The organism is Nocardia carnea (genome assembly GCF_029868325.1).
Taxonomy (GTDB): Bacteria; Actinomycetota; Actinomycetes; order Mycobacteriales; family Mycobacteriaceae; genus Nocardia; species Nocardia carnea_C.
In genome coordinates, this window is sequence record NZ_JARWNW010000263.1 from 58,637 (window position 1) to 83,990 (window position 25,354).

General features: G+C 67.3%; 23 protein-coding genes. 10 read left to right on the forward strand and 13 right to left on the reverse strand.

Annotated elements, in window-relative coordinates; all coding sequences use genetic code 11:
- Window positions 1–75: 75 nt before the first annotated feature.
- Complete coding sequence (locus tag QH196_RS24685) at window positions 76–1,020, forward strand: alpha/beta fold hydrolase (RefSeq protein ID WP_280418205.1); 945 nt, start codon at window positions 76–78, stop codon at window positions 1,018–1,020.
- On the opposite strand, the gene QH196_RS24690 is transcribed toward QH196_RS24685, so the two are convergent.
- From QH196_RS24690 to QH196_RS24705, 4 genes are all read right to left on the reverse strand, one after another.
- A complete protein-coding gene (locus QH196_RS24690) occupies window positions 1,021–2,892 on the reverse strand; it encodes a glycosyltransferase (RefSeq protein WP_280418206.1) in 1,872 nt (623 codons plus the stop codon).
- Window positions 2,889–4,799: a hypothetical protein gene (locus QH196_RS24695; RefSeq protein WP_280418207.1), complete on the reverse strand. Its 1,911-nt coding sequence runs from the start codon at window positions 4,797–4,799 to the stop codon at window positions 2,889–2,891. The genes QH196_RS24690 and QH196_RS24695 overlap by 4 nt, the downstream gene beginning before the upstream one ends.
- A complete protein-coding gene (locus tag QH196_RS24700) occupies window positions 4,796–5,992 on the reverse strand; it encodes an NAD-dependent epimerase/dehydratase family protein (protein ID WP_280418208.1) in 1,197 nt (398 codons plus the stop codon). Before QH196_RS24700 ends, QH196_RS24695 begins: the two co-directional genes overlap by 4 nt.
- A 368-nt stretch (window positions 5,993–6,360) precedes the next feature.
- Entirely contained in the window at window positions 6,361–6,759 is a 399-nt protein-coding gene (locus tag QH196_RS24705; protein WP_280418209.1) for a VOC family protein, read from the reverse strand.
- A gap of 232 nt (window positions 6,760–6,991) precedes the next feature.
- On the opposite strand from QH196_RS24705, the gene QH196_RS24710 reads away from it, so the two are divergent.
- The gene (locus QH196_RS24710; RefSeq protein WP_280418234.1) at window positions 6,992–7,765 is read left to right on the forward strand and encodes an SDR family NAD(P)-dependent oxidoreductase; all 774 of its coding nucleotides are present in this window, start codon (window positions 6,992–6,994) and stop codon (window positions 7,763–7,765) included.
- Window positions 7,766–7,810: 45 nt separating this feature from the next.
- On the opposite strand, the gene QH196_RS24715 is transcribed toward QH196_RS24710, so the two are convergent.
- Window positions 7,811–8,416 (reverse strand): TetR/AcrR family transcriptional regulator, encoded by a 606-nt coding sequence (locus QH196_RS24715; RefSeq protein WP_280418210.1) that lies wholly within the window; start codon window positions 8,414–8,416, stop codon window positions 7,811–7,813.
- A gap of 114 nt (window positions 8,417–8,530) precedes the next feature.
- Here QH196_RS24715 and QH196_RS24720 point away from each other — a divergent pair, with 114 nt between their 5' ends.
- The 3 genes from QH196_RS24720 (at window position 8,531) to QH196_RS24730 (ending at window position 11,429) form a co-directional block, all read left to right on the forward strand.
- Window positions 8,531–9,721, forward strand: coding sequence for a cytochrome P450 (locus QH196_RS24720; protein ID WP_280418211.1), 1,191 nt, complete (start codon window positions 8,531–8,533; stop codon window positions 9,719–9,721).
- 287 nt (window positions 9,722–10,008) lie between these two features.
- Complete coding sequence (locus QH196_RS24725; protein WP_280418212.1) at window positions 10,009–10,650, forward strand: YczE/YyaS/YitT family protein; 642 nt, start codon at window positions 10,009–10,011, stop codon at window positions 10,648–10,650.
- A gap of 65 nt (window positions 10,651–10,715) precedes the next feature.
- The gene (locus tag QH196_RS24730; protein WP_280418213.1) at window positions 10,716–11,429 is read left to right on the forward strand and encodes an MBL fold metallo-hydrolase; all 714 of its coding nucleotides are present in this window, start codon (window positions 10,716–10,718) and stop codon (window positions 11,427–11,429) included.
- Between the two features lie 130 nt (window positions 11,430–11,559).
- On the opposite strand, the gene QH196_RS24735 is transcribed toward QH196_RS24730, so the two are convergent.
- The 3 genes from QH196_RS24735 to QH196_RS24745 all read right to left on the reverse strand — a co-directional run bounded on the left by QH196_RS24735 (window position 11,560) and on the right by QH196_RS24745 (window position 14,594).
- Window positions 11,560–12,204 (reverse strand): endonuclease, encoded by a 645-nt coding sequence (locus tag QH196_RS24735; RefSeq protein WP_280418214.1) that lies wholly within the window; start codon window positions 12,202–12,204, stop codon window positions 11,560–11,562.
- A 118-nt stretch (window positions 12,205–12,322) separates the two neighbouring features.
- A complete protein-coding gene (locus QH196_RS24740) occupies window positions 12,323–13,285 on the reverse strand; it encodes an acyl-ACP desaturase (protein WP_280418215.1) in 963 nt (320 codons plus the stop codon).
- Between the two features lie 436 nt (window positions 13,286–13,721).
- Window positions 13,722–14,594: an IclR family transcriptional regulator gene (locus QH196_RS24745; protein ID WP_280418216.1), complete on the reverse strand. Its 873-nt coding sequence runs from the start codon at window positions 14,592–14,594 to the stop codon at window positions 13,722–13,724.
- A 217-nt stretch (window positions 14,595–14,811) separates the two neighbouring features.
- On the opposite strand from QH196_RS24745, the gene QH196_RS24750 reads away from it, so the two are divergent.
- From QH196_RS24750 to QH196_RS24765, 4 genes are all read left to right on the forward strand, one after another.
- Entirely contained in the window at window positions 14,812–15,717 is a 906-nt protein-coding gene (locus tag QH196_RS24750) for a TIGR03619 family F420-dependent LLM class oxidoreductase (protein WP_280418217.1), read from the forward strand.
- An 89-nt stretch (window positions 15,718–15,806) separates the two neighbouring features.
- The gene (locus QH196_RS24755; protein ID WP_280418218.1) at window positions 15,807–17,474 is read left to right on the forward strand and encodes a class I adenylate-forming enzyme family protein; all 1,668 of its coding nucleotides are present in this window, start codon (window positions 15,807–15,809) and stop codon (window positions 17,472–17,474) included.
- Window positions 17,475–17,591: 117 nt separating this feature from the next.
- Window positions 17,592–18,299: an SDR family oxidoreductase gene (locus QH196_RS24760; RefSeq protein WP_280418219.1), complete on the forward strand. Its 708-nt coding sequence runs from the start codon at window positions 17,592–17,594 to the stop codon at window positions 18,297–18,299.
- A gap of 173 nt (window positions 18,300–18,472) precedes the next feature.
- Complete coding sequence (locus tag QH196_RS24765; RefSeq protein ID WP_280418220.1) at window positions 18,473–19,438, forward strand: ADP-ribosylglycohydrolase family protein; 966 nt, start codon at window positions 18,473–18,475, stop codon at window positions 19,436–19,438.
- Between the two features lie 293 nt (window positions 19,439–19,731).
- On the opposite strand, the gene QH196_RS24770 is transcribed toward QH196_RS24765, so the two are convergent.
- The 5 genes from QH196_RS24770 to QH196_RS24790 form a co-directional block, all read right to left on the reverse strand.
- Entirely contained in the window at window positions 19,732–20,496 is a 765-nt protein-coding gene (locus tag QH196_RS24770; protein WP_280418221.1) for a crotonase/enoyl-CoA hydratase family protein, read from the reverse strand.
- Between the two features lie 103 nt (window positions 20,497–20,599).
- Complete coding sequence (locus tag QH196_RS24775; RefSeq protein ID WP_280418222.1) at window positions 20,600–21,352, reverse strand: SDR family NAD(P)-dependent oxidoreductase; 753 nt, start codon at window positions 21,350–21,352, stop codon at window positions 20,600–20,602.
- A 12-nt stretch (window positions 21,353–21,364) separates the two neighbouring features.
- A complete protein-coding gene (locus tag QH196_RS24780) occupies window positions 21,365–22,195 on the reverse strand; it encodes a mycofactocin-coupled SDR family oxidoreductase (protein WP_280418223.1) in 831 nt (276 codons plus the stop codon).
- A 20-nt stretch (window positions 22,196–22,215) separates the two neighbouring features.
- Window positions 22,216–23,097 (reverse strand): DUF6282 family protein, encoded by an 882-nt coding sequence (locus tag QH196_RS24785; protein WP_280418224.1) that lies wholly within the window; start codon window positions 23,095–23,097, stop codon window positions 22,216–22,218.
- Window positions 23,094–23,867, reverse strand: a complete 774-nt coding sequence (locus QH196_RS24790) for an SDR family NAD(P)-dependent oxidoreductase (RefSeq protein ID WP_280418225.1) — start codon at window positions 23,865–23,867, stop codon at window positions 23,094–23,096. Before QH196_RS24790 ends, QH196_RS24785 begins: the two co-directional genes overlap by 4 nt.
- A gap of 137 nt (window positions 23,868–24,004) precedes the next feature.
- Between QH196_RS24790 and QH196_RS24795 the strand changes: the two genes are divergently transcribed.
- On the forward strand, window positions 24,005–25,237 hold the full coding sequence (locus tag QH196_RS24795) for a cytochrome P450 (RefSeq protein WP_280418226.1): 1,233 nt from the start codon (window positions 24,005–24,007) through the stop codon (window positions 25,235–25,237).
- Window positions 25,238–25,354 lie beyond the last annotated feature (117 nt).

The window sequence follows — 25,354 nt, forward strand, 5'->3', positions numbered from 1 at the left end:
TACTATCGCTTGAACTTCTCAAGTGCACGTGACATCCTCAAGCATACACTGATGCCGAACCCATAGGGGGCTGCCATGGCCGATACCAGTAAGAGCGTGCGGCCCGGCTGGGTCGACGACGATCTGTTCCCATTCGAAAGTCACTTCGTCGATATCGCCGGGCATACCGTGCATTACGTCGACGAAGGCGCAGGGCCCACACTGCTGCTCCTGCACGGCAACCCCACCTGGTCGTTCCTCTGGCGCGACGTGATCCGCGCGTTGCGTGACGACTTCCGGTGTATCGCCCTCGACTATCCGGGTTTCGGACTGTCCACGCCGAAGCCCGGATACCGGTACCTGCCCGAGGAACACGCAGACGTGGTCACCGGGTTCGTCGACGCACTCGGACTCGAAGGCGTCACCCTCGTCGGACAGGACTGGGGCGGCGTGATCGGCCTGGCGGTCGTGCAGCGGCGGCCGGAGATCTTCGATCGGCTCGTGCTCGCCAACACCTGGGCCTGGCCGGTCGACGGCGTCCTCCACTTCGAGGCCTTCTCCCGCATCCTGGGCAGCCCTCCGGCCCGCTTCCTGGTCCGGCGGCTCAACCTGCTCGTCAACACGTTCATCCCCACAGGCCATCGGAGGCGGAAGCCGACCGCCCGCGAGATGACCCATTACCGCCGAGCCCTGAACACTCCCGAACGACGCCGAGCATCCGCCGTGCTCCCCGGCCGAGTCCTCGCCAGCCGTGACTTCTTCGCCGAACTCGAGGCAGGCCTTTCCGACCTCGCCCCGCTGCCGACATTGATCGTGTGGGGTGACGCCGATATCGCCTTCCGCCCCCAGGAGCGGGAGCGCCTGGAAGCGACCTTCCCCAGCCACGAGACCGTGATCGTCGAAGGCGCCGGAACCTACGTCGAGTCCGATGCGCCCGAGGAATTCGTCGCCGCATTCCGCGATTGGGCAGGGAGGCAGCGTCGGGATCCGAGTCGAGCGAAGGAGAACGTACTGCCCAGCAGGCCGTCGAAGTCGCCGTGATCACCCGGCGCGGGCGGCTGCAGTCGTGGGGTCGAGCCTCTCCAACCGTCGTCGTTGCCGCCGTAGCCGTTCGGGCCAGGTGGGAAACATCGGTGGGTAGACGAGGGTAAGTGTCGCTGCGAGGGTGAAATAGCTTCGTATAACACGGAATCCCAAGTAGGCGGGGATGTATTTCACCGAGCTCGGCCGCCAGGCCAGGCAGACGGCGACGGTCATGATCATCGACATACCCAGGAGCGTGGCGACGATCGGCTGCCAGCGCATCGAGGTGAATGTCGAGTGGAACGCGAAACCCGCGATCGCGGCATAGATGAGCAGCGGGGCCAGCATGGCGCGGCGGGCCGCGTTGACCAGATTGAACGGCAGGACGAAGGTCCCGATCATGGTGCGCCGGTCCAGCAGCATGGCGCGGTTGCGGGCACTGAGATGGTAGATACTGCGGAACCAGCGGGTGCGTTGCTCACGAAGATGGGCGAAGGAAGCCGGTGTCTCGCTGAAGTACACGGCCTTCGGGTCCGCCACATTGTGGTATCCGGCTGCCGCGAGACGCATACAGATATCGGTGTCTTCACCGTTCATTCCCTGGACCATGCCGCCGACACGCAGCACCTGGCTGCGCCGGTAGATGGCGAACATTCCGGGAATGCCCATAACACCCTGGTATCCGTCCAGCGATACCTGGAAGAAACCGTGGCGCATATAGACCTCCACCAGCCGGCATTTGTCGATCCAGGTTTTCTCTTCGGCCGGCAGCGGTATTCCGCCGACGCAGCCCACCCTCGGATTCGCGAAATGCCGCATCGCCGTCCGCAGGCATCCGGGGCCTATCACGGTGTCGGCGTCGATGCGGACGACGAATTCCTCGGTGAGGTGCTCGATCCCCATATTGAGGGCGATCGCCTTGCCGGGAGTCGGGCATTCGAGAACCTCGCCGGTGATATGAGTGCATTCGGCGATAGCCGTCTCGGCGACAGCGTGTGTGGTGTCGGTCGACGCATTGTTGACGACACAGAGGTGGATCCGGCCAGGGTAGGTTGTCGCGGCCTCTTCCACCGAGGCGATGGTGGCGCCGATACTGTGTGCCTCGTTGTGCGCGGGAACGAGGACCGCGACCGGAGGGGCGAACGCCTGCCTGCGCGACCTGGCCAATGCCCGGACACCGAAGAACGCGGTACTCGCCGCGAGTAGCTGTTGCATGAGAAAGACGCCCGCACCGAGACCGCCGAGGATCGCCCAGTTCTTGAGGAAATCCACGACGGTGTCGAAGGCAAGCAGTGCGATCACCGCGCCCGCGGCCGAGAAGAGCAGGCAGCCGGCCAGTATCAGAAACGCGGTCAACGGTATGGCCGGGTCGAGCGGTCGCGGGCCCTGGGCGGGCAGCGTGGCTTGGCGGAGAACCGTATGGGGGAATATGGCCAGGGCGACCAGACCGGAGACCATCTGCACGCCGAATACCGAGATCGACAGAATGCCCGCATCGTGCAACAGCCAGGCAAGGGTGTCGACCACGACGCAGAAGAGTAAGAACTTTCCGAGCATGGACAATGCGAGAAATAGCCGGCGCCAGATATTCGTGTAGGCGCGCAGCGCGTAGGTCAGGAAGAACACGACCAGGAACATGCGCAACGGGAACTGGACGTCACCACGGGTACCGGCCAGAAAGACGATATCTTTCGGTGCGTCGAGCACATCGGCGTGGGCCAGGAATGTCCGCACGCACATCGCCAGAATCGTGATTCCGGTAAAGGTGACCAGGAATCCGTTGACTCCGCCGGCGGGGCGGTCCACCGCGTATCCGGCCGGTGCGCTGTCCACCGACCGGAAGTGGTCGGCGATCGCGCCGGTGGCAGGGGGTTCGGCGACGTCGGTCATCGGGGCGGCATTTCGCGTACCGGTGTCGCCGGTAGTACAGCCCCGTCCGCACCGACCGCGAAGCTGCCCTGCTCCGTCGCCACCACCGCAGTCTCCCGGCCGAACTCGGGGAGCTGGGTGTCATCGAGGTGGCCGGTGTGCTGAATCATAAGCCCCGGTACTCGGCTTCGGGACGCCACCGCCTCGACGAGCAGCCCGTTGTCGAACGCCGGAATATTCAATATCGCCCCCTCGGGGCCACCTGTTATGCGGCCGTCTTGGAGGGATACCGGCGCCGCAACGTCCGAACTCCGGCCGACCAGAATGAACGGGGCGTCTCCGGGCGGCTGTCGACCCCAGTGGAACTCGGGGTAGTACTGCGCCGGAACGAATTCGGTGAGCGCCGGTACCACCGCGTCGAGTTGCTCGACCGGGTTGCCGCCGTCGTCCGGCAGGTAGATCGCGAACCCGGACGCGAACGCGCGGGGTAACGCGGTGAATCCGGCACCGGGGTCGTCGCCGAGTTCGAGGGCCGCGGTCGGTTTCAGCTGTATGGGATAGCTCGTCACGCGGACATCGCACCCGCCGAGGTCGCGGTCGCGTTCGACCGAGAGGGTCAAGGTGTTGCCCAGCAACGCGTCCTGCGGCGGCAGCTCGACGCGCACCGTGCCCGCGGTCGGGTTCAACGGCCGGCTGCCGACGAACCGGCCGTTGAGTTCGACGTTCAGGATCCAGGTGAGATCCGGCGGCGAGGCGGGCAGCTGTATCTCGACCCGGACCGCCCGAGGAAGCCGGCCGCCGGGCAGATCGGCGAGTGAGTATCGCAGGTGCCACCGCCGGACCTCGGTGATCTGCGCCGCCGACATATCCGCGCCGAGGGATTCCAGTGAGACCTCCTCACCGGCCGCCCACGGGGCCGTGGTGACGGCCGCCGGATCGCCGGCCGCCGAATCGGCGGTACCCACCACCGGCTCGGTCAGGTAGCGGGAAACGAGGGTGCCGTCCGGGACGGTGATCCCGAGCACGGTGGTATCACCGACCGTTCCGGCCGCGATACCCGGCTCGGAGGTCTCCAGGGGTGTCCATCGGTAACGGTCCGTCAGCGTGGCCGCGGGCCCGACGAGAATCGCGTCACCCACGTCGGTTTCGGGCGGCGCTTCGGCGTACGACACCTCGTGCCCCGACCGGATCAAAGCCATACCCAGCTGCGCCGCGGCTGTCCGCCAGGGGATTCCCGGATCGGCCGGCACGATCGTCACATGACGGTCCCAGGACGCCACGGCATCACGCACCGTGTGCACCGGTTCCGTGAGCGCGGCCTCCACCACGGAATCCGGGTCCAGATGGATCTGCATCCCGGCCGAATGATCCGGTGCACAGGTCTCGTCGTGCCGGGTTCCCTCCGCCCGGATCCGGATCCGCACCTGGCCGTCGCCGGCGATCTGATCGGGAACGCGGATATACGCTTCGATCCCGTGATCGCCGGTGGCCAGCTCCTCCTTGAACACCTGCTGACCATCCATCGACACACTGAGAGAGACCGTACTGCCGGCCGCCACCTGTGACGAACCGGTCAGATGCAACCGGGTTTCCTCCCGCGCGGAATCGGCGGGCAACCTGACCAGGAAACTCGTCGACGGCGCGTCATCGGTCAACCAGGCACCATCGGCATGCCCGGCCCCGGCGAGCGTCTTCGCGAAATGCCGATCGGCCGGAACATGGAGACTGTTGTCGTCCGCGTCGCGGGTGAACCATTCCGGCCGCAGAAATACGAAAGACCCCAAGACCACCAGCGCGATGCCCAGAACCCACCACGCGGAGCGCGGGACGATACGCCCACGTTCACCGGAGAAGTACTCGCGCGCGCCGGTCCTGCCCTTCGCCGGGGATCCGGATCCCGGACCGCCCGTATCGTCGTCCTCACTCAACCGCTGCGCCCTTCGACCGCGGACCGGCGGCTACGGTTCCAGTAGGAGCGAGCCAGGATCCGGTCGCGATCGACCCGCCCGCAGTGGACCTGCGCGATCTTCGCCTCCGCCGACAGCAGACCGGAATCGAGCATGATCGGTTCCAGCCCGAGATCGATCAGGCTGTCGTTACGCGCCGCGAGCTCGTTCTCGTCCGCCTCCTGACGGGGGTTGGTCACCCGGCTCACTTCACCGCCCACTGTGGCGGCGACCAGATCGGCGAGTTCGGCGATCCGGTGGGTCTCGGTCATCTGATTCATCACCCGCACCCGGCCGCGCACCCGGTCGCCCGATTCCACCGCCAGGCGAATACATCGCACGGTATCGCCGATATTGATGAATGCCCGGGTCTGTCCCCCGGTGCCGTGCACGGTCAACGGGTAACCGATCGCGGCCTCGACGAGAAAACGATTCAATACCGTCCCGTAGTCGCCGTCGTAATCGAAACGATTGACCAGACGCGGATCACGGTCCGTCTCCGCTGTTTGCGTGCCCCACACGATCCCCTGGTGAAGATCGGTAACGCGCACCGCATCATTGCGCGCATAGAATTGAAACATCAATTGATCCAGCGATTTCGACAGATGGTACACGCTGCCCGGCTGCGTCGGATACAGGATTTCGTGGCTGTGCATCTCACCGTGCCGGTCGGGATAACTCACCGTGAGATAGCCCTCGGGCAGATCCACGGGGACGGTTTCGTAGCCGTAGACGCCCATACTGCCCAGGTGCACGATATGGATATCGAGGCCGGATTCGACCACCGCGGCCAGTAGGTTGTGGGTGGCGTTGGCATTGTTGTCGATCGTGTACCGCTTATGGGCCGGCGACTTCATCGAATACGGGGCCGAACGCTGCTCCGCGAAGTGCACCACAGCGTCCGGTCGCACGGTCCGCAGTAGTTCGACCAGCGCATCGTAGTCGTGGGCGACGTCGAACTCGGCGGTATCGATCCGGGAACCGGTGACCTCGTACCAGGCCTGAACCCGCTCCGAGAGTGAACAAATCGGGGTCAGCGATTGCACACCGAGTTCGTCGTCGGCGCGCCGCCGCACAAAGTTGTCGACGATTGTCACCTCATGCCCGCTCGCGGATAAATGCAGGGCACTCGGCCATCCGCAGAATCCGTCGCCACCCAACGCCACAATACGCATCCGATTCCCTTCCCATATCGACGTGTTGTTCACATGCGGTGCCGAAAGGGCCGACCTGCGATACGAGTACTCGGATGCGGAGCGATCGAGGTGCGCCCGCCTGTTACCTGCGGCAGGTAACCGACCTCCGCCGTGGAGATCCGATACGAAACGCGACTCGCGCGCCCTGTAGCCGACGCAGATACAGCGCTGACCACCCATATAGTTGTGCCGGGCGAAGGAACAGACCACGATTCCTTCGTCACCGAATCCGACGGTAGCGACAGACTAATCAGACGAGGCGCCCAACACAGGGCCCCCCGTCCCTTTGTAGTGCGATCTACACTGAATTGTTCTCTTCGAAGTGCTGTCGATGCGATGAGCGGATGTCAACCGGCAAATTTTGCCACCGCCTGCTCGGTGACCGGGGTGAAGAGGTTGATCAGGTTGCCGTCGGGGTCGCGAAACAGCAAGGACCGGTTCCCCCACGGCATCGTCGTGGGCTCGTTGACGAAATTCTCGACCGTTTCCCGCAACCGCCGATAGTCGGCGTCGACGTCGGGGACGAGGAATTCGATGATCGCGGTGTGGTTGCCGGCCGGGCGCGCGCTACCCGCCGCGAACAGCGCCACGGTGCGGGTGCTGCCGAGGGCGAGAGTACCGGCCGGGGTGACTATTTCGGCGAATTCCGGTGTCGACCAGGTGGCGTCGATACCGGTCACGTGCTGGTAGAACTCGACCATCCGCTGGATGTCCTCGGTGATCAGACGGGTCGAGACGAGTTTCATCATGTACTCCTGCTTTGTCGGTGCGGCGGTGGTTTCGCCGCCGTACGCGACGCTAGATCCGAAACCGGACTGTTCCGGTCCGCTATCGGAGCGAGAACTCGGAGATGACGCCGATGCGTCTCGGCCGAAAGGCCCCCACAGACCGCTCCGGCCCGACCAGACTCGAACGAGCGACACAACATATCGCCGCTGCGAAGGCACGCCGACAAGGCCCGAGGAGTCAACAGTGACAATGGAAGATCGCCGGCCAGGCACGGCATCCCGTATCGGCACCACCGCGGTGGTCACCGGTGGCGCCCGAGGTTTCGGGAAGGCTTTCGGTGCCGCGCTCGCCGCCGAAGGCGCCACTGTCGTCCTCATAGATCTCGACCAGGCAGCCGTCGAAGCAGCGGCTTCCGAGATCCGGGACAACGGAGGGCCCGCCACCGGCCGCACCGGGGATGTCACCGACGAAACAGCAATGGCGGAGATCATGGCCGAGGCAGCCGCCATCCACGGCGGTATCGACGTACTGATCAACAACGCCGGGCTGCACAGCGACGAATACAGCAAACCCATCGGCGAAATGGGGCTGGCGAAAACTCGCCGGCTCTTCGAAGTCAACGTCATCGGCGTGGTCGCCTGCACTCTCGGGGCGCAACCGCATATGACCCACAGGCCTGGCGCCAATATCGTCAATATCGCCTCCGCGGCAGCACATCTGGGCGGCACCGCCTACGGCACGTCGAAACTCGCGGTAACCGGGCTCACGCTCACCTTCGCGCGGGAACTCGGCCCCGCCGGTATCCGCGTCAACGCGATCTCCCCCGGCATGATCTTCACCGACACCATCCGCGCCGAGCTACCCGACGCAGTGAAGGAACGCGTCAAGGCAATGCAACTCATCGACACCGACGGCGCCGAAACCGATGTAGTCGAGGCAATGCTGTACCTGACCTCCGCCAGCGCCCGATTCATCACCGGCGAGACACTGCGCGTGACCGGAGGCATGGCCGCAGGCACCTGAACCACCGCCCATGCGGTGCGGCGTACGCCACGGGTGGTGCGCCGGCTATGACCGGGCAGTCGGCGCGAATACGGCCTTCAGGTGGGCATCGAGGACGGCGAGCGCCTCTTCCGGCGGCTGGTGCCCGATAGCAGCCCGGACACCGAGTCCTTCTACCAGCGCGAGCAACGCGGCCGCCGTGTGACGGGGGTCGAGGTGGGCGGGCACCTCGGCTGCGGTTTGCGCATCGCGGATGAGGTTTTCGACATAGTCGGCGAGTTGGGCGTTGTCCGCATCGAGTTTCGCTGCAATGGAAGGGTTGCGCGCGGTATAGGCGTAGAAGGCGAGCGCGACGCGACCCTCGATGCGCCGCGTTTCATCGAAGGGGAGCTGCTGAACCAGCAGGGCGCGGAGAAAGGCATCCGGCGCCGGACCGAGGGCAGCGATTTCACCGGCGAGCCGGGACCGGGTGTGTTCGCTGACCGCCTCCAGCGCGAAGACCACCATTTCGTCCTTCGTGCGGAAATAGTGCTGCACCATCCCGGTCGACACCCCGGCCTCGGCGGCCACGTGGCGCAGGCTCACCGCTTCCACACCACGATCGGCGGCCACCCGTAACAGAGCGTCGGCGATACGGGTGCGGCGTTCATGGTGGTCGACCTGCTTCGGCATTACACGATGTTTTCACATTGCAGTCGTATTGGACAGCAGCGTCCGAGCATCTTTACAATACGACTGCAATGTGAAAATGCTTCCGTCGACCGGCGGAACCACGAAAGGTGCCATATGGACTCGACGCGATCTCTCCCGTTCGATCGTCCCGAGCCGCTGCAGCCACCGCCGGCCTACGCCGAGCTGCGCGCCCGCGAGCCGGTGGCGGCGGTGACCACCTCGGCCGGGACACCGGCCTGGCTGGTGACCTCCTACGACGGAGTCGCCACAGTGTTGAGCGACCCACGCTTCCGGGTCGTGGCGCCGGGTGAGAGAACTACCGACGGTGCCACACTGCTGCAGGACGGTGAACCACACCAGCGCCTTCGTCGCCTGGTCGGCAAAGCGTTCACCCCACGCCGGATCGAGGCACTGCGGTCATGCGTGCAACGGCTGGTCGACGAGCAGATCGACGCGCTGACCGCCTCGGGCACACCCGCCGACCTCGTATCGGATTTCGCCGCACCGCTTTCCATCGCGGTGATCGCCGATCTGCTCGGCGTCGAGATCACGGAACGGGGCCGGTTTCGCGAACTCGCCGACGCCGCAAGCAGAGCCGACTTCCTCGCCGAAGGTACGGCCCAGACCGCAGAGCATGCCTGGGCGAGTTTCGCGGGTTACGTCGGTGAGCTCATCGCCACCAAACGTGAACAACTGGGCGACGACCTGCTCAGCGCGCTCATCGAGGCCGGCGACACCGGCGACGAGCGGCTCGACGACTACGAACTCACCACACTCACCCTGACAATCCTCGCTTCCGGCTACCTGACCGCCACCAACGCACTCTCGGTCGGCGTGACCCAGTTGATCACCGAAGACCGCCTGGCCACGCTCGGAAGCTGCGGGGCGAGTGAATTGGACGCCGCCGTCGAGGAAATCGTCCGATTGCAGATCGGCCGGATCGGTGAGGCGTTCCCGCGCTGGGCACACGAGGATATCGAACTGGCCGGAACCCGGGTTCGGGCCGGTGACATGGTCCTCGTGCGGCTCGAGGCCGCCAATCGCGACCCGTCCCACTTCCCCGAACCCGACAGATTCGATCCGCACCGGATGACGGCACAACCGCAGACCGCTCGCCACATGGCGTTCGGTCGCGGCCCCCACCATTGCCTCGGCGCCGCCCTGGCCCGGCTCGAACTCGGCATCGCTCTACGGACACTGGCCCAGCGCCTTCCACACCTCAGGCTGCACGGCGACATTCACGACGTCCAATGGATTCACAGCCACGCCGATGCCGGCCCGGTTGCCGTACCCATCACGTGGTGACGACGCAGGGACCGGACGGCTCGCCACTGTCGCCGTGACGCGCTGCCGTTCGGCGGCACCGCTACAGCCGGAGCGGACGGTTCGGACTCGAACGTTGGGGCGGGGGCGCCGTTGTGCGCCGCGGGCCGCCGGAACAACCGGACCGGAACGCCGGCCTGCCAGTCGAGGCAGAAGCACCACCGCCGACCGGTCGGCGGCCGGTGGATCCCGCACCCCCTCTCCAGAAGGGGCCAGTAGTAGGGATGTGGACCTGTACGAGCAGTCCGGTTCACCGGCATGCTCATCACATGATCCGACGTCTCGTGGCGCTTTTCGCCGGTCTCTGGTTGTACGGGTTCTCGATGGCGGTGATGATCCGGGCCGCAGTGGGTTTGGACCCGTGGGATGTGTTCCACCAGGGCGTGACACAGCATGTCCCGATGAGCTTCGGGACGGTCACCATCGTGACCGGTGCCGTCGTACTGCTGGCCTGGATACCGCTGCGGCAGCGGCCCGGGTTCGGCACGCTGAGCAACGTCGTGCTGGTCGGGGTGTCGGTCGATGTAGGGCTGTGGTTGCTGCCGGAGTGGGAATCACTTCCGGTGCGGTTGGGCGCGATGGTGCTCGCGGTGGTTCTCAATGCGCTGGCCAGTGTGTTGTACATCGGTGCGGGGCTCGGGCCCGGACCACGTGACGGGCTGATGACCGGTCTGGTGCGCCGGACCGGTTTGTCGGTGCGCCTGGTCCGGACGACGATCGAGGTCTCGGTGCTGGCCACCGGCTGGCTGCTCGGCGGCGGGGTCGGTCTCGGCACCGTGGTCTACGCGGTCGCGATCGGGCCGCTGATCCAGGCGATGATCCCGCTGGTGAACGGATGGTTGCCGGGCTTCGCCCCCGCAGACCGGAAGCCGGTCGAACCTTCTGCCCACGTGGCTCCAGGAGTAAACTGACCATTCACTGTTCGACTGCTCAGGGTGCTGCAACCGGGGGGATCCACACGATCCAGGACGTCCCCATGGAAACCCGAACCGACGAAATCGCCGATGGTATCTACCGGTTCTCCACCTACATTCCCGAGGTGGGCCCCACCGGATTCACCTTCAATCAGTTCTTCGTCGACGCCGACGAACCGTTGCTCTTCCACACCGGCATGCGGGCCCTGTTTCCTGCGGTATCCGCCGCCGTCGCGCGGATCAGGCCGGTCGAGCAGTTGCGCTGGATCACCTTCGGTCATGTGGAGGCCGACGAATGCGGCGCCATGAACCTCTTCCTCGAGGCCGCCCCGAACGCCGAGGTCGCACACGGTGAGGTGGGCTGTCTGGTATCGATCGACGACCTGGCCGACCGCCCACCGCGGCGGCTGGCCGATGGCGAGGTGATCGATCTGGGCGACCGGCAGATCCGGCATCTGGACACCCCGCACGCACCGCACAACTGGGAGGCGCGGGTGCTGTACGAGGAAACCACCGGGGTCCTGTTCTGTGGCGACCTGATGACCCAGCTCGGCGACGGTCCGGCGCTCACCGATACCGACCTCGTCGAACCCGCGACGGTCGCCGAAGACGTCTTCCACGCCACCTCGATCGGCCCCGCCGTCCCCGCGGCCCTGAACCGGCTGGCGGAGCTACAGCCCACCACACTGGCCGTGATGCACGGGTCCGGTTACACCGGCGATTGCGAGCAGGCGCTGCGCGATCTCGCCACGGTCTATCAGGAGCGGATCCCGTAGTGAGACCCGCGCCGGCCACCCGGCTGCCGCTACGTCACTACGCCGCCGATTCCACGCCGTGATCCGCCCGGCCTGTTGTCGATCAGGCTGCGTACCGACCTCTGCCGAGGGGCAAATCCGGTGGGGACGGTCAGTGGGCGGCCGACCGCACCTCCGCGGCGAGATCGTCGTCGACGGCCACCCGGACCAGCGCAGCCGCGAATTCGGCGGCCTCGTGGTCCGGGGCGAGGCGGGCCAGTTTGCCGGGGTCGGTGGGTAGGTCGATCCGCTGCGCACCGTGCACCGCGCGGCGGTCGAAATGGGGGCGGACCCACGGCCATACGTCCTGCACTTCACGCAGGAAGATATCGCCGCCGGTCGGGCCGATTCCTTTGAACTGCTGGATCAGTTCGGCGGCGCGGTCGGGGTCGTGGTCGGCTTCGTCGGCGAGTTTGCGCAGATCGCCGTCGTATTTCTCGAGGACCGTCGCGGCGATTTCGCCGAGCTGGGAGGCGGTGCGCTCGTCGTAACGGCGGTAGTGCCCGCGACCCAGTGCGTCGACCAGTTCCTGCCATTGCGCGTCCGCGACTTCGCGGGCGGTCCGGTAGCCGCTGTGGACGAGTTCGGCCGTCGCGGCGGTCGCGATATCGGCGGAGATCCGGGCGCTGAGCAGTTCGGACATCATCAACAGCTGGAACAGCGGCGCGGGTTTGTCGTCGAGCTTGATTCCCGCTTCGGCGGCGTAGGTGCTGCCGGCTCGGTCGAGTAATGCGTGCACAACATCTCGCTGGCTCATCGGGCCTCCTTTTCCCGTCGCGTATACCCGCAACTCACCGGCCCACACCGCGCGACCGGCGCCCGGCACCAGCCTCGCACACCGTTCCCGCGTGCCGGGGGAACGGCGCGGCGCCGGTTCAGCTCACCGTGGCGGCGGCTTTCTCCGCCTTCGCGGCTTCGCGGGCGAGCATCCGTGCCCGCTGTTCCTCGAACCGCTGCACATCCTTGCCCAGCTTCTCGAGGTATTCGCACAGCTCCTCACGGCTGCGTTCGCCACGCGCGGTGAAATCGGTGCGATCGAAAACGTTCCAGATCCGCAGCACCGGCAGCAGCACCTCGTCGAGATGCTGGCGCAGATCGTAGATGCCGTGTTTGACCATCAGGACGCCGTTACGCCGCCAGTTGGGCATCCCGCGGCCGGGCATGGCGAAATCCTTGATGATCTTGGTGACCGATTCCATCGCCTGGTCGGGCGCGAGATCGAACGCCGCGCCGGCCAGATTGCGGTAGAAGATCATATGCAGGTTCTCGTCGGTGGCGATCCGCTTGAGCATGCGGTCGGCGATGGGGTCCCCGCATACTTTGCCGGTGCAGCGGTGGCTGATGCGGGTCGCCAGTTCCTGGAAGGTCACATAGGCGACCTGGTCGAGCATGCCCATGAAGTACTCCGGCGCATGCACACCGCGGGTCATATGCACCATGCGGTCGTTCTCCAGCGCGACCGGATCGACGCCCCGGGTGACGACCAGATAGTCGCGCATGGCGATACCGTGCCGGTTCTCCTCGGCCGTCCAGCGGCCCACCCAGGTACCCCAGGCGCCGTCACGGGAGAAATGCTCACTGATCGTGCGGTGATAGGAGGGCAGATTGTCCTCGGTGAGCAGATTGGTGATCATGGCGACCTTGGCGACCTCCGACAGCCGCGACTGTTCCGGATCCCAGTCGACACCACCCATCGCGGCGAAATTGCGGCCCTCGTCCCACGGCACGTAATCGTGCGGGTTCCAGTCCTTGGCCGTGGCCAGGTGCCGATCCAGATTCTCGGCCACCACCGGTTCCAGCTCGACCAGCAATTCGTGCTGCGTGATATCGCGTCCCATGCAGATCCTCTCGGCTCGTCCTCGGAAACGACCCGAGACCGGCGACGGCTCGCGGCCGGGTATGACCGGATACGGCACTCGACGCTCTCGGATCGGGTCGAACACACTCTCCCGCCCGGAGATATCTCTCCGCACTCCGCGCAGGTCCTGCTCACAGGTACCCAGCGATGCAGACGATACCTGCTGCCGGGTAGACCGATCACCTGGTCGAGGCCGTGCCCGGGCAGGTTGTCCGGAAACCCGGCGACACCGGTGACCGATCCCGGACAGGGTAGCAATACCCGAGTGCACGGCGGCGGCGGCCGAAATCTTCACGCTGATCAGGTAATTCATCAGCGGAGGGGGCACACGTGCGGTGATGGGCCAGGGGTGCGTGGCAACTGTTGCGGCGAGTTCACGAACTGGGATCGCCGCCGAATGCCGCGGCGCGCGACTGTCAGCCGGCGCGTGCGGACACCAGCGGGGCCGTTGTTTCCGGCGCGCCCGCCGGAATCCCTGCGCTGCCGCGGGTGCGGCGCCGATCCGAGTGCTGGGGGTACAGCGTCCGGGATATCGTGCGGGCGGCGTCGGCGACGAGGGGCGCAACGCGGTCGAGGCGGGCCGAGCGGGTGTCACCGCACAGCGAGATACCGGCGACCGGGCCGTCGTACCCGCGGACCGCCGCTCCGACACAGGAGACACCGGGCGCGGATTCGCCGTGTTCGAGGGCGAGACCGTTGCGCCGCCGGATCCGGTTGAGTTCCTGGTGCAGCGCGGGGAGATCGGTAACCGTGCGATCGGTACAGCCGCGCAGGCGGGGGCCGTACAGGGCGTCGACGGATTCCGGGGACAGCCCGGCCAGGATGGCTTTCCCGCCGGCGGTGGCGTAAGCCGGTACCCGGCCGCCGACACGCGAAGGAACGCAGGTGGCGAATCGGCCACCGACCTTGTCCAGGTACACACTGTCGCCGCCCTCGAGCACCGTCAGGTGCACGACCAGACCGGTCTGCAGATGCAACTGGTGCAGCAGCGGCGCCGCGGCCGCGCGGAGCTCGCTGCGCCCGCCGTCGCCACCGGCCAGCCCGAGCGCACGGCGGCCCAGGCGGTAGCCGGACGCGGTGTGCTCGATCCAGTCCAGGCCCACCAGCTGGTGCAGGATGCGGTGCACGGTGGAACGGGGCAGCCCCGCGTGATCGGCAACGTCCTCCAGAGACAGGCGTGCGGCGCGGCCTTCGAACGCATCGAGTATCGCGGTCATCCGCTCGACCATCGATTGCGGCAGCTCCCGCACCTCGGCCCGGGGGGTGGATACCAAGTCCGTGACGGTCATCACTTCCTCCAACAGCACTGTTCAGAGGCCTTTCACAGGCAAAAACTGAAATTCATTCTTGTTTCAGAGTAGCACCCGTAAGCCGTCTGTCCGCCAGAACGAGCGAGTCGCCCGGATACCACCCACCGGGACGGCCGGTACGCCCCTCTCCACGGGGCGGTAGAACGGACACCGACCCCACCGAGCCGGCACCACCAGTAGCGGAGAATTCGCCAGGATGCATATCGGGATCTCGTCGCCCATCGTCATCGCCCATCCATCGATGTGCGCGGACTGGGAACGAGACGCCGGAATCGCCGAACTCGCGCGGATCGCCGAAACCGCGGACCGGCTGGGCTTCCACCATCTGACCTGCAGCGAACACGTCGCCGTCCCGGTCGATATCGCGGCCGAACGGGGCGGCACCTACTGGGATCCGCTGGCCACCTTCGGCTTCCTCGCGGCCCGCACCAGCGCTATCCGGCTGACCACCCAGGTCCTGGTGCTCGGGTATCACCATCCGCTCGAGATCGCCAAGCGATACGGCACGCTCGACCTGGTCAGCGGCGGGCGGTTGATCCTGGGACTCGGTGTCGGCAGCCTGCGCGAGGAGTTCGAACTGCTCGGCGCCGAGTTCGCGGAGCGCGGGGCCCGCGCCGACGATGCGCTCGCCGCGCTGCGCGCCGCCCTGTCCGGTGACCGGCCCGAATACCACGGCCGCTACTACGATTTCGGCAATATGCTCGTCCGGCCGAACGCGGTGCAGCCCAGAGTCCCGCTGTGGATCGGCGGCCGGACCCGTCGCTCCCTGCGGCGCGCCATCGAATTCGGCGACGGCTGGGTTCCGTTCGGACTGACACTTACCGAGCTGCGATCCATGCTCGGCACCGTCGAACTCCCCGCCGGATTCGAACTGATACTCAGTGCCGGAGAGCGACTGGACCCGATCGGCGCCCCGGACCGCACCGCGCAGGCCCTGGACCGGCTCCGCGCCGCCGGCACCACCATCGCGAGCGTCGGGCTCACGGCCACCGGCGCCGCCGGCTACTGCGACCAGCTGGCCGCCCTGCGCACCCTTGCCGCCGAGCTCGGCTGCACATTCGACGACCGGCCCGGACTGCCCCCGCCGGACACACCTGCGTAGTCTCGCTGAGTGGTACAGGTCACCGACCGGCCGGTCGGGCCGTGGCATGTTGCTGTCCGACAGGCACGGCGGAGAGAAGGGCGGCCACTATGGCGACACCGGCAACCGATATGCAGTCCCGGATCGAGGACATCATCCGGCGGTTGACCGGCCCCGGTGGCCGGTTCGAGATCGTTTCCGAGGATGTGCTCGGGGCCGAGATCCCGGTGATTCGCCGGCGCGGCCGCAGGGTGGGTGATCTGCTGACCGCGTCGCGGGCGTGGGGCGACCGCGACTACCTGGTCACCATGGACCGCCGGATCTCGTTCACCGAGCACCTCGACGCGGTGGCGGCGCTGGCGGCCGCGCTGCGCGACCGGTACGGGGTGCGCAAGGGTGACCGGGTGGCCATCCTGTCCGCCAACAACCCCGAATGGGTGATGACGTTCTGGGCCACCCAGAGCCTGGGCGCCGTCACCGTCGGCATGAACAGCTGGTGGGTGTCGCGCGAGATCGACTACGGGTTACAGCACTCCCGCCCCTCGGTGCTGATCGTGGACGAGAAACGCGCCCGGCTGCTGGAGGGGCTCGACACCTCCGGAATCACCGTGCTCACCACGGAAACGGATCTGCCGCGCCTGATCACCGAACACGCCGGTGCCGAACTCCCGCAGCCCGAGGTCGACGAGGACGACCCGTCGGTCATCCTCTACACCAGCGGCACCAGCGGACGCCCCAAGGGGGCCCTGCATTCGCAGCGCAATCTGCTGGCCGTCGTGGACTACTTCCGGTTCGGCGACGCATTCGCCGCCGAAATGTCCGGTCGCGACTACGACGACTCGCAGCCGGTCCCACTTCGCTGCCTGCTGACCTCACCGCTCTTCCATATCGCGAGCCTGCACAACCTGGTGGTACCCCGCCTGGCCACGGGCAGCGCAATCATCCTGAACCAGGGCAGCTTCGATATCGAAACCGTGCTCCGGCTCATCGAACGGGAACGAATCACCAACTGGGGAGCCGTACCCACCATGGCCGCGCGGCTCCTCGACTACGACGGCGCCGAGAACTTCGACCTGTCCTCCCTCACCGCATTCGCCCTGGCCTCGGCACCGTCGTCGATCGCTTTCAAGGACCGGCTCCGGGAACGGTTCCCCTTCGCCCGCGATGCGCTGGTCGACAGCTACGGGCTGACCGAATGCAGTACCGCCATCGCGGTCGCCACCCCCGCCGACCTGAACCGCTCCCCCGGCACGCTCGGCCGGCCGATCCTCACGGTGAACCTCGAGATCCGCGATCCCGACGGCGCGCAGGTTCCGGACGGCACCGAGGGCGAGGTGTGTGTCCGCAGCCCGTTCGTCATGCTCGGATACTGGGACGACGAGGCCGCCACCGCCGCGGCCATCACCCCGGACCGCTGGCTGCGCACCGGCGACTACGGCATCGTCGAGGGCGGCGAGCTCCGGTTGACCGGCCGCCGCTCCGATCTCATCCTGCGCGGCGGGGAGAACGTCTACCCCACCGAGATCGAGCAATGCCTCGACGAGCACCCCGATATCACCGAATGCGCTGTCGTGGGCGTACCGCATTCCGACCTCGGGCAGGAAGTGGCGGCGGTGGTCGTGGTTACCGCCGACTCCACTGTCACCGAGGAGCAGCTCACCGAATTCGCCCGTGAGCGGCTGTCGTATTTCAAGGTGCCGACCCGCTGGCGGATCACGACGGAGCCTTTGCCGCGCAACGCCACCGGCAAACTCGCCCGCCGCGCGATCAACGTCTGAACCGGTCCGGTTCGCCCACTCGGTATCCCGGCCATCCTGACTCCGGCGTCTCCAAGAATTGCATTCTGATTCACGAGAAAGATATTCTCGTGGACAGGAGACCCATAAGGAGCAGCGATGACCGAGACCGCAATGATCACCGGGGCGGCCGGCGGAATCGGCGAGCACACCGCCCGCCGGCTGGCCGCAGAGGGCGTCCGCTGCGTGCTGGTGGATCGTGACCCGCTCGTCCGGCAGATCGCCACGGAACTCGGTGGCGAGGCGATCGTCGGCGATCTCACCGATCCCGCCATCTCCCGCGCCGCCGTGGCCGCCGCCGGCGAACGGCTCGATCTGCTCGTCCTCAACGCCGGAACGAATTCGGTGGACAAGGATCCGGCGGACCTCGATCTGGACCGCTATCACGCGGTCGTTGGCGTCAACCAGCATGCCGTCGTATGGGGTCTGCGCGCGGCGCTGCCGGTGATGCGCCGGCAAGGCGGCGGGTCCATCGTCGTCACGGCCTCGTACGCGGCGATCAAAGGCGTCCCCCAGGACCCGATCTACACCATGACCAAGCATGCGGTCATCGGTCTGGTGCGCGCCCTGCACGGATCCCTTGCACGCGAAGGGATCCGGCTGAGCGCGGTATGCCCCGGACTGGTGGACACTCCGCTCACGGCAGGTGGACGGGAGAGCTTCCGCGCGGCCGGGATCCCGATGCTGGACGCGGACGAGGTGGCGGCCGCCGTCGAAAAGCTCCTCCGCGACGGGGAACCGGGCACCGAACTGGTCGTCAGCCCCGGTAAGCCGGCCGTTCGATATACCGCGGCACCACTGCCCTGAGACACCCTCCGAACCGAAACGACTTCGGAATGCGCTACCTTCCTGCCGAACAGCGCACACCCCCCTGTTGCCCGCCTCCGCGCTCCGACCGCACAGCAGGCTCGGAGAGTGGCGACCGGACCGGTGGGCCGAATATTGCCGTCGTACAATCGCCGTGGCTACGATCAGGGCCGATGTCTGTCGACTTGATGCTCGATTCACTGGACGGCCTGTCCGTGGGGGATGCACTGGGACAACAATTCCCGGTGATGCGCCGTTCGGTCTCCGATCTCCGGGCCGGAAACCTCACCGCGGGGCCGTGGGGGTGGACCGACGATACCGAAATGGCCTGCAGCGTGGTCGCCGAACTGGGTACCCACGGCGCCGTCGACCCGGATCGGCTCGCCGCCGCCTTCGCCCGGCGCTGCGATCCGGCCCGCGACTACGGCTTCTACTCGGTGGGCATCCTGCGCCGGATCCGCGAGGGCGTGCCGTGGGCGGAGGCGTCCGGATCCGTGTACGAGGGGCAGGGGTCGTGCGGTAACGGCGCCGCCATGCGCGTGGCGCCTCTGGGCGCGTTCTACGCCGGGGATCCGGACCGGATCGTGGACGCAGCAACCCGGTCGGCACGGGTGACACATATGCATCCGGAGGGGGTGGCCGGCGCGGTCGCGGTGGCGCTGGCGGCAGGTGAGGCCGCCCGGGCCCGGTCGACCGGGGTTCGTCCCGCGCCGGGCGAGTTCCTCACCGCGGTCCTCGGCCACCTCGCCGACGGGGAAACGACCCGGTCGATCGGCCGGGCGCGCACGCTGCTCGGCGCGTCCGTGGAGCAGGCCGCGGCGGAGTTGGGCAACGGTTCCCGCGTCACCGCGCAGAACACGGTGCCGTTCACGATGTGGGCCGCGGCAACCTATCTCGACAACTATCCCGCCGCGATCACGGCCTGTATCGAGGCCGACGGCGATATCGACACCACCAGCGCGATAGTCGGCGGAATCGTCGCCGCCTACACCGGCAAGGGCTCCCCTGCCGGTGTGCCCGCGACCTGGCTCGCCGCGCGCGAACCCCTGCCCCGCTGGCTGGACCCGGCGAACCTCACATACGGGCGCCCCAGGTCCCGGTTCGGCCGCCTCGGCCGCTGGCTGACCGGAACCCGTTAGCGTCGGCCGGCCGGCCATCCGTCACCTGGTCACTACCGATCTGCGGCGACCGGCGGCTCCGACCGGTGGTGAACAGTTGTCGCTGCCGGAGGTGTGGCTGCTCCGCCCGAACAGGAGGACAGCCATGACGGCGATCGGAATCGGCCGCGAGGGCCGCAAGGTGATCTACAACCCCTACGCTCGGTCCCATCGGTACCCGTGCGTCCGGCCATCGCGAACACCGGTGTCGGCGAGCCCATTGCGTCGTGATCCCTGATAGTCCACCGAACCGAGGCGACCCGGTTTCCCGGGACCTACTCCCCGCGCCAGCGCGGCGGTCGCTTCTCCGCGAAGGCCCGGGCGCCTTCCTGCGCATCGGCGGAGGCGAATACCGGGCCGGTGATCGCGCGTTGCCGTTCGAACATCTCGTCCTGCGACCAGTCCACGCTCTCGCGGATCACCTTCTTGGAAGCCCGCACGGCGAGCGGCCCGTTCGCTGCGATCGACCGGGCCAGCTCCAGCGCAACTTCCAGCGCCTGCCCCTCGCCGGCAAGACGGTTGACCAGCCCCAGGGCATAGGCGCGTTCGGCGTCGAACAGATCGCCGGTGAGTGCCAGTTCGAGCGCCACGGCGGGCGGGATCCGGCGCGGCAGCCGCATCAGCCCGCCCGCCGCGGCCGCCAGCCCGCGTTTGACCTCGGGGATACCGAATTTCGCGGTCCGCGAGGCCACCACCATATCCGCGGCCAGTACGGCTTCGCAGCCGCCTGCCAGCGCGTATCCCTCGACCGCGGCGATCAGCGGTTTCTCCGGCGGTGCCTCCACCAGGCCGAGGAACCCACGCCCGGGGATCACCGGGGATTCGCCGCGCAGGAACGCCTTCAGGTCCATCCCGGCGCAGAATGTGCCGCCGGCTCCGGTGAGCACGCCGACCGTGAGGTCCGGGCTGCTGTCGAGTTCGGTCATCGCCGCGGCGACCGCCTCGGATACCGCGAGGTTCACCGCATTACGCGCCGCGGGACGGTTGAGCGTGATGACGAGAACGCCGTCCTGCGCGTCGACCAGTACTTCCTCGCTCATTGCGGCTCCTTGCCGGATCGGTTGGTGGTCGACAGACTGCCGACCACGGTGTCTCCTCGGACGTCCATATCCGCCCTCTTCGATCGAGTAGTTCGGTTCCGGGTCATCGTGCGGTGAGCCCACCGTCGGCGGTGACGACCGAACCGGTGAGATAGGACGACTCCGCGGAAAGCAGGAAGGCGATCACGGCCGCCATCTCGTCCGGTTCGGCCCGGCGGCCGAGCGGGGTGGCCGCGACCGCATTGCTCGTCACGCCCTCCACCTCGCGGGCACGGCGAGCGAGTGGCGTGTCCACCACACCCGGGCACAAGCAGTTCGCCCGGATACCGCGGTCGGCGTACCCGACGGCGATCGACCGGGTCAGGCCGAGCACACCGCTCTTGGATGCGTCGTAGCTACAGGTGTTGGTGTTCGCGGAGACCAGCGAGGCCACCGAACCGATGGTGACCACACTCGCGGCCCCCGCCTCGAGCAGATGCGGTACCGCGGCGCGGATCGTGAGGAATGTGCCGGTGAGGTTGACCGTGATCACCGAATTCCAGTCCTCGAAGGACATTTCGTGCGGTAGGCCGGAGCGGGCGATACCCGCGCAGGTGAGCACGCCGTCCAGCCCGCCCAGGTCCCGGGCCGCCGCGGTCACCGCGGCGCCGACCGACTCTTCGCGCGTGACATCGCATTCGACTGCCGCGGCGTTGCCCAGTTCGGCGGCCAGGCGTTCGGCCGCGCCGGTGTCCAGGTCGAGGATTGCCACCGCGGCGCCTTCGGCGGTCAGTCGCCGCGCGGCCGCGGCCCCGATCCCGCCTGCGCCCCCGGTGATGAGGATCCGCCGGCCGGTCAATCGTTGTCCGTAGTCCATGGTCATCTCCGTTCAGCCGATCCGCCGGCCGGCATCGACCGGGAGGGATACACCGGTCACGAACCGCGCTTCGTCGGACGCCAGGTACAGCACGGCGTTGCTGATGTCCTCGGCTTCGACCCAGCCCTGCCCCAGCACATCCGAACCGCGGGCGCGTTCACGCAGGTCCTCGGGGGTCGGGTTTTCCAGGTCCGGGCAGAACACGCGCAGGGTGGACTTGCTGAACAGCATGTCCGTCGCCACATTGCCCGGGTGGACCGCGTTGACCCGGATACCGTGGCGGCCCAGTTCCGCGGACAGCGTCTGCATCAATCCCACGACGCCGCTCTTGGAAGCGTTGTAGTGCGCCACATTTGCGGCGCCGACGAGGGTGACCACCGAACTGGTCAGAATCACCGAACCGCCGCGACCCGCCGTGATCATATGCGGTACAGCGGCTTTCACGGTGCGCCAGACACCGGTCATATTGATGTCGACCATATCCTGCCACTCGGTGTCGGTGAGGTCGAAGGTCGGCCGGCAACCGACCACACCGGCGTTGGCGCTCACGATATCGATACCGCCGAGGCTGTCGACCGCCTCGGCGGCCACCTGATCGAGACCGGCCTGATCCCGCACATCGACCTGACGGGCCAGCACCCGGCGGCCGAGATCGCGCACCAGTTTCTCGGTTTCGCGCAGATCCTCGATGGTGGCCATGGGGTATTCGAGCGACGCCACATCCGCGCAGGAGTCCACCGCCACGATATCGGCGCCTTCCTGCGCGAGCCGCACCGCATGCGACCTTCCCTGTCCGCGCGCCGCGCCCGTGATGAACGCGACCTTGCCGGATACTCGTCCCATTCCAAGAACCTCCATGGTTTTCAGTCCAAACCCAGTAGTCTCGCCGGGACCGCGCCGGCCATCAGCCGGAGTTCGTTTTCGCCGACACCTTCGTCCCACAGCGCGTTGACGTAGCCGCGCAGGCCCGCCGCCGGATGCGGCAGGGTGTCGGTCCAGCCGTAATCGGTGGATACGATCGCGCGCTGCGGCCCGATCCGGTCGATGGCGGTGATCACCTGCTCGAACGTCGAGGGTTTCCCCATACAGGTGTGAGCGGCGAATTCGATCACGGCCCCCAGGTCGGCCAGCTCCACGACCTGGTCCACCGAAAGTCCCGGCCCGGCACTGGCATGCATGGCGTGCGTGACGACCAGGTTCCCGCGACCGGCGAACGCGCGGGCCACCGCATAGTGCTCGTCGACGGTGATATGCCCGGTCGCCAGCACCGCGCCGCTCGCCGCGACGAGGTCCATGATCTGGCGAACCTCCGGCACCAGCTCACCGTCCGGGCCGAGGACCGCAATCCCTTCCCGCACACCGAACGCCGCCTCGACAGCCTGTGGAGTATTCGATACCGACGACAACGTCGGCAACCACACCACCTGCGCACCGGCCCGCAGCGCGGTTTCGACGGCCTGGGGGTTGAGCCCGCCGACCGGGTGATCGCAGCACATTCCGGCGATCGACAAGACATCCGGCACCGCCTTGTTGGCCAGATCGGCGACGGCGGTGGACGGAAATTCGTGCGCCTTCAGCACGATCGCCCGCATCCCACCGGCCCTGGCTTCCCCGGCGGCCTCGATCGGGTCGACCGCGTGCGGGTGTTTCGCGAGCTTTTCGACCAGCGGCTCCGGGCCGAAATGGCAGTGCATATCGATCGCCCCGTCCAGCAGGATCGGCGCGGTACCGGAGTTGCGCGTCATTCGGCGGTGACACCTCCGTCGGCGAGGATCGCCTGCCCGGTCACATACGAGGCGTCCGGCGAGGCGAGGAATGCGACCACCGCGGCGATCTCGTCGGGTTCGCCGTAGCGGCCGAGCGGTACGTTCAGCGGTTTCGACGGGTTGCGCACCGTGGCGGTGGTCGGCACGATCGCCGCGGTGTTGGCGCCCAGGTTCGTTTTCACCGCGCCCGGGCATACGCTGTTGACCCGGATACCGTGCGGCGCGTACTCGATCGCGAGGGTCTGGGTGAGCATTTTGACCCCGCCTTTCGACGCACGGTACGGCGCGAGACCGCCCTGTGTGGCGATGAACGACGAAGTCGAACCGCATGTCACGATCGATCCGCCGCCGCGCCGCAGCATCGACGGCAGCGCCGCCTGGATCGTGAAGAAGGTGCCGCTCAGGTTGATATCGAGCACTCCGCGCCAGTCTTCTTCGGAGAGTTCGTGACTGTCGATCCGCGCGCCGGACACCCCGGCGCCGGTGAACACGACACCGATTTCCCCGAACTGCGCGACGATTTCGGCCGTCACCGCATACATCCGCTCCCGGTCCCGCACATCGGCGCCGAACGCGGCGGCCCGTCCCCCGGCCTCCCGGATCGCCGCGGCGGTCTCCTCCGCGGCCGCCTGGTGCAGATCGACAACGGCGACCGCCGCTCCCTCGGCCGCCAGCCTCCGGGCGGAGGCCGCGCCGATCCCGGAACCTCCGCCGGTCACCACTGCCGTGTGGTCTTCGAGCCTGTGCACCTGCGGCCTCCTGCGGTCGATCACCCTTGTAATTAACCGAATCATGCCTATCATTACGAGCAAATGTCAATCCGTGACGCACGCCATAGCCACCCCTATTTCGCATTGGTAGTTGCGCTATTCGACAGGAGATGCCGATGACCCAGGTGAGCGACGATTCCGGTACGACCCGCGACCTCGGCGGCTGTCCGGTCTTCCATACCGACTACCGCATCGAACGGCCCGCGCTGGAAACCCAGCGGCTGCTCGACGCCGACCGGGAAGCCGCCCGGTTCGCCTGGAACGACTCCACCGAGGAGGGGTTCTGGGTACTCAACCGCTTCGACGATGTGCGCGAAGCCCTCCAGCGCGATACCGACTTCACCAACGACCAGGTGAGCGCCTTCCACCGCTCCCCGCCGCGGCAGTTGCTGCCGCAGAACCTCAACCAGCCCGACCATGCGGAGCTGCGGCGGATCCTGAACCCGTTCTTCGCTCCCAAACTCGTCCGGCGCATCTCCGATCAGGCACAGGAGCGTGCCGTAGCGCTCGTCGACGAGATCGCACCGCGGGGCGCCGAAGACATCGCTACCGGTTTCGGCATGATCTATCCGACCGATTTGTTCCTGACACTGCTCGGGCTGCCGGTCGAGGACAGCGCGAAGCTGCTGCCCTGGGTGGAGGGCCAGTTCCTCGGCTTCTTCAACAGCGATCCGGAATCCAAACGGATCGCCGCACAGACGCGACAGGAACTCGACGCCTACTTCGCCGCCGCGATCGCCGAACGTCGCGCGGCACCCGGTGATCCGGCCACCGACCTGGTGACCCGGCTGGTCACCGCGGAATACCAGGGCGCCCCGATCCCGGACGAGACGATCCTGGCCCTGTGCATGAGCATCATGGCGGCCGGGCTCGACACCACCCGCAGCGCGCTCGGCTACACATTCCTGCACATGGCCACCCACCCCGAAGACCGGCAGCGGCTGCTCGACGAACCCGAACTGTGGCCGAAGGCGATCGAGGAGATCCTGCGCCTCTACAGCCTGATCATCCAGGACGGCCGCGAGGCCGCCCGCGACCTCGACTTCCACGGTCTGCCGATCCGCAAGGGCGATCTGGTGTGGCTCGGCCTGGCCGCGGCCAACCACGACCCCCGCATCTTCGAGGACCCGGACGTCTTCGACCCGGAGCGCCCCAACCTCGCACACCATCTCGGGTTCGGCGCCGGCCACCACCGCTGCCTCGGCATGCATCTGGCGCGCGCGGAACTGGTGGTCGCGCTCACCGAATGGCATCGCCGGATCCCGCACTACCGGCTCGCCGAGGGCGTGGACCTACGCGAACGCGGTAGCCAGCTGCGGCTACAGCAGGTCCCTCTGGTCTGGGACTGATCCCGGGACCACAGCCCAGGGGGGGGGGGGGGGGGGGGGGGGGGGGGGGGGGGGGGGGGGGGGGGGGGGGGGGGGGGGGGGGGGGGGGGGGGGGGGGGGGGGGGGGGGGGCGGGGGG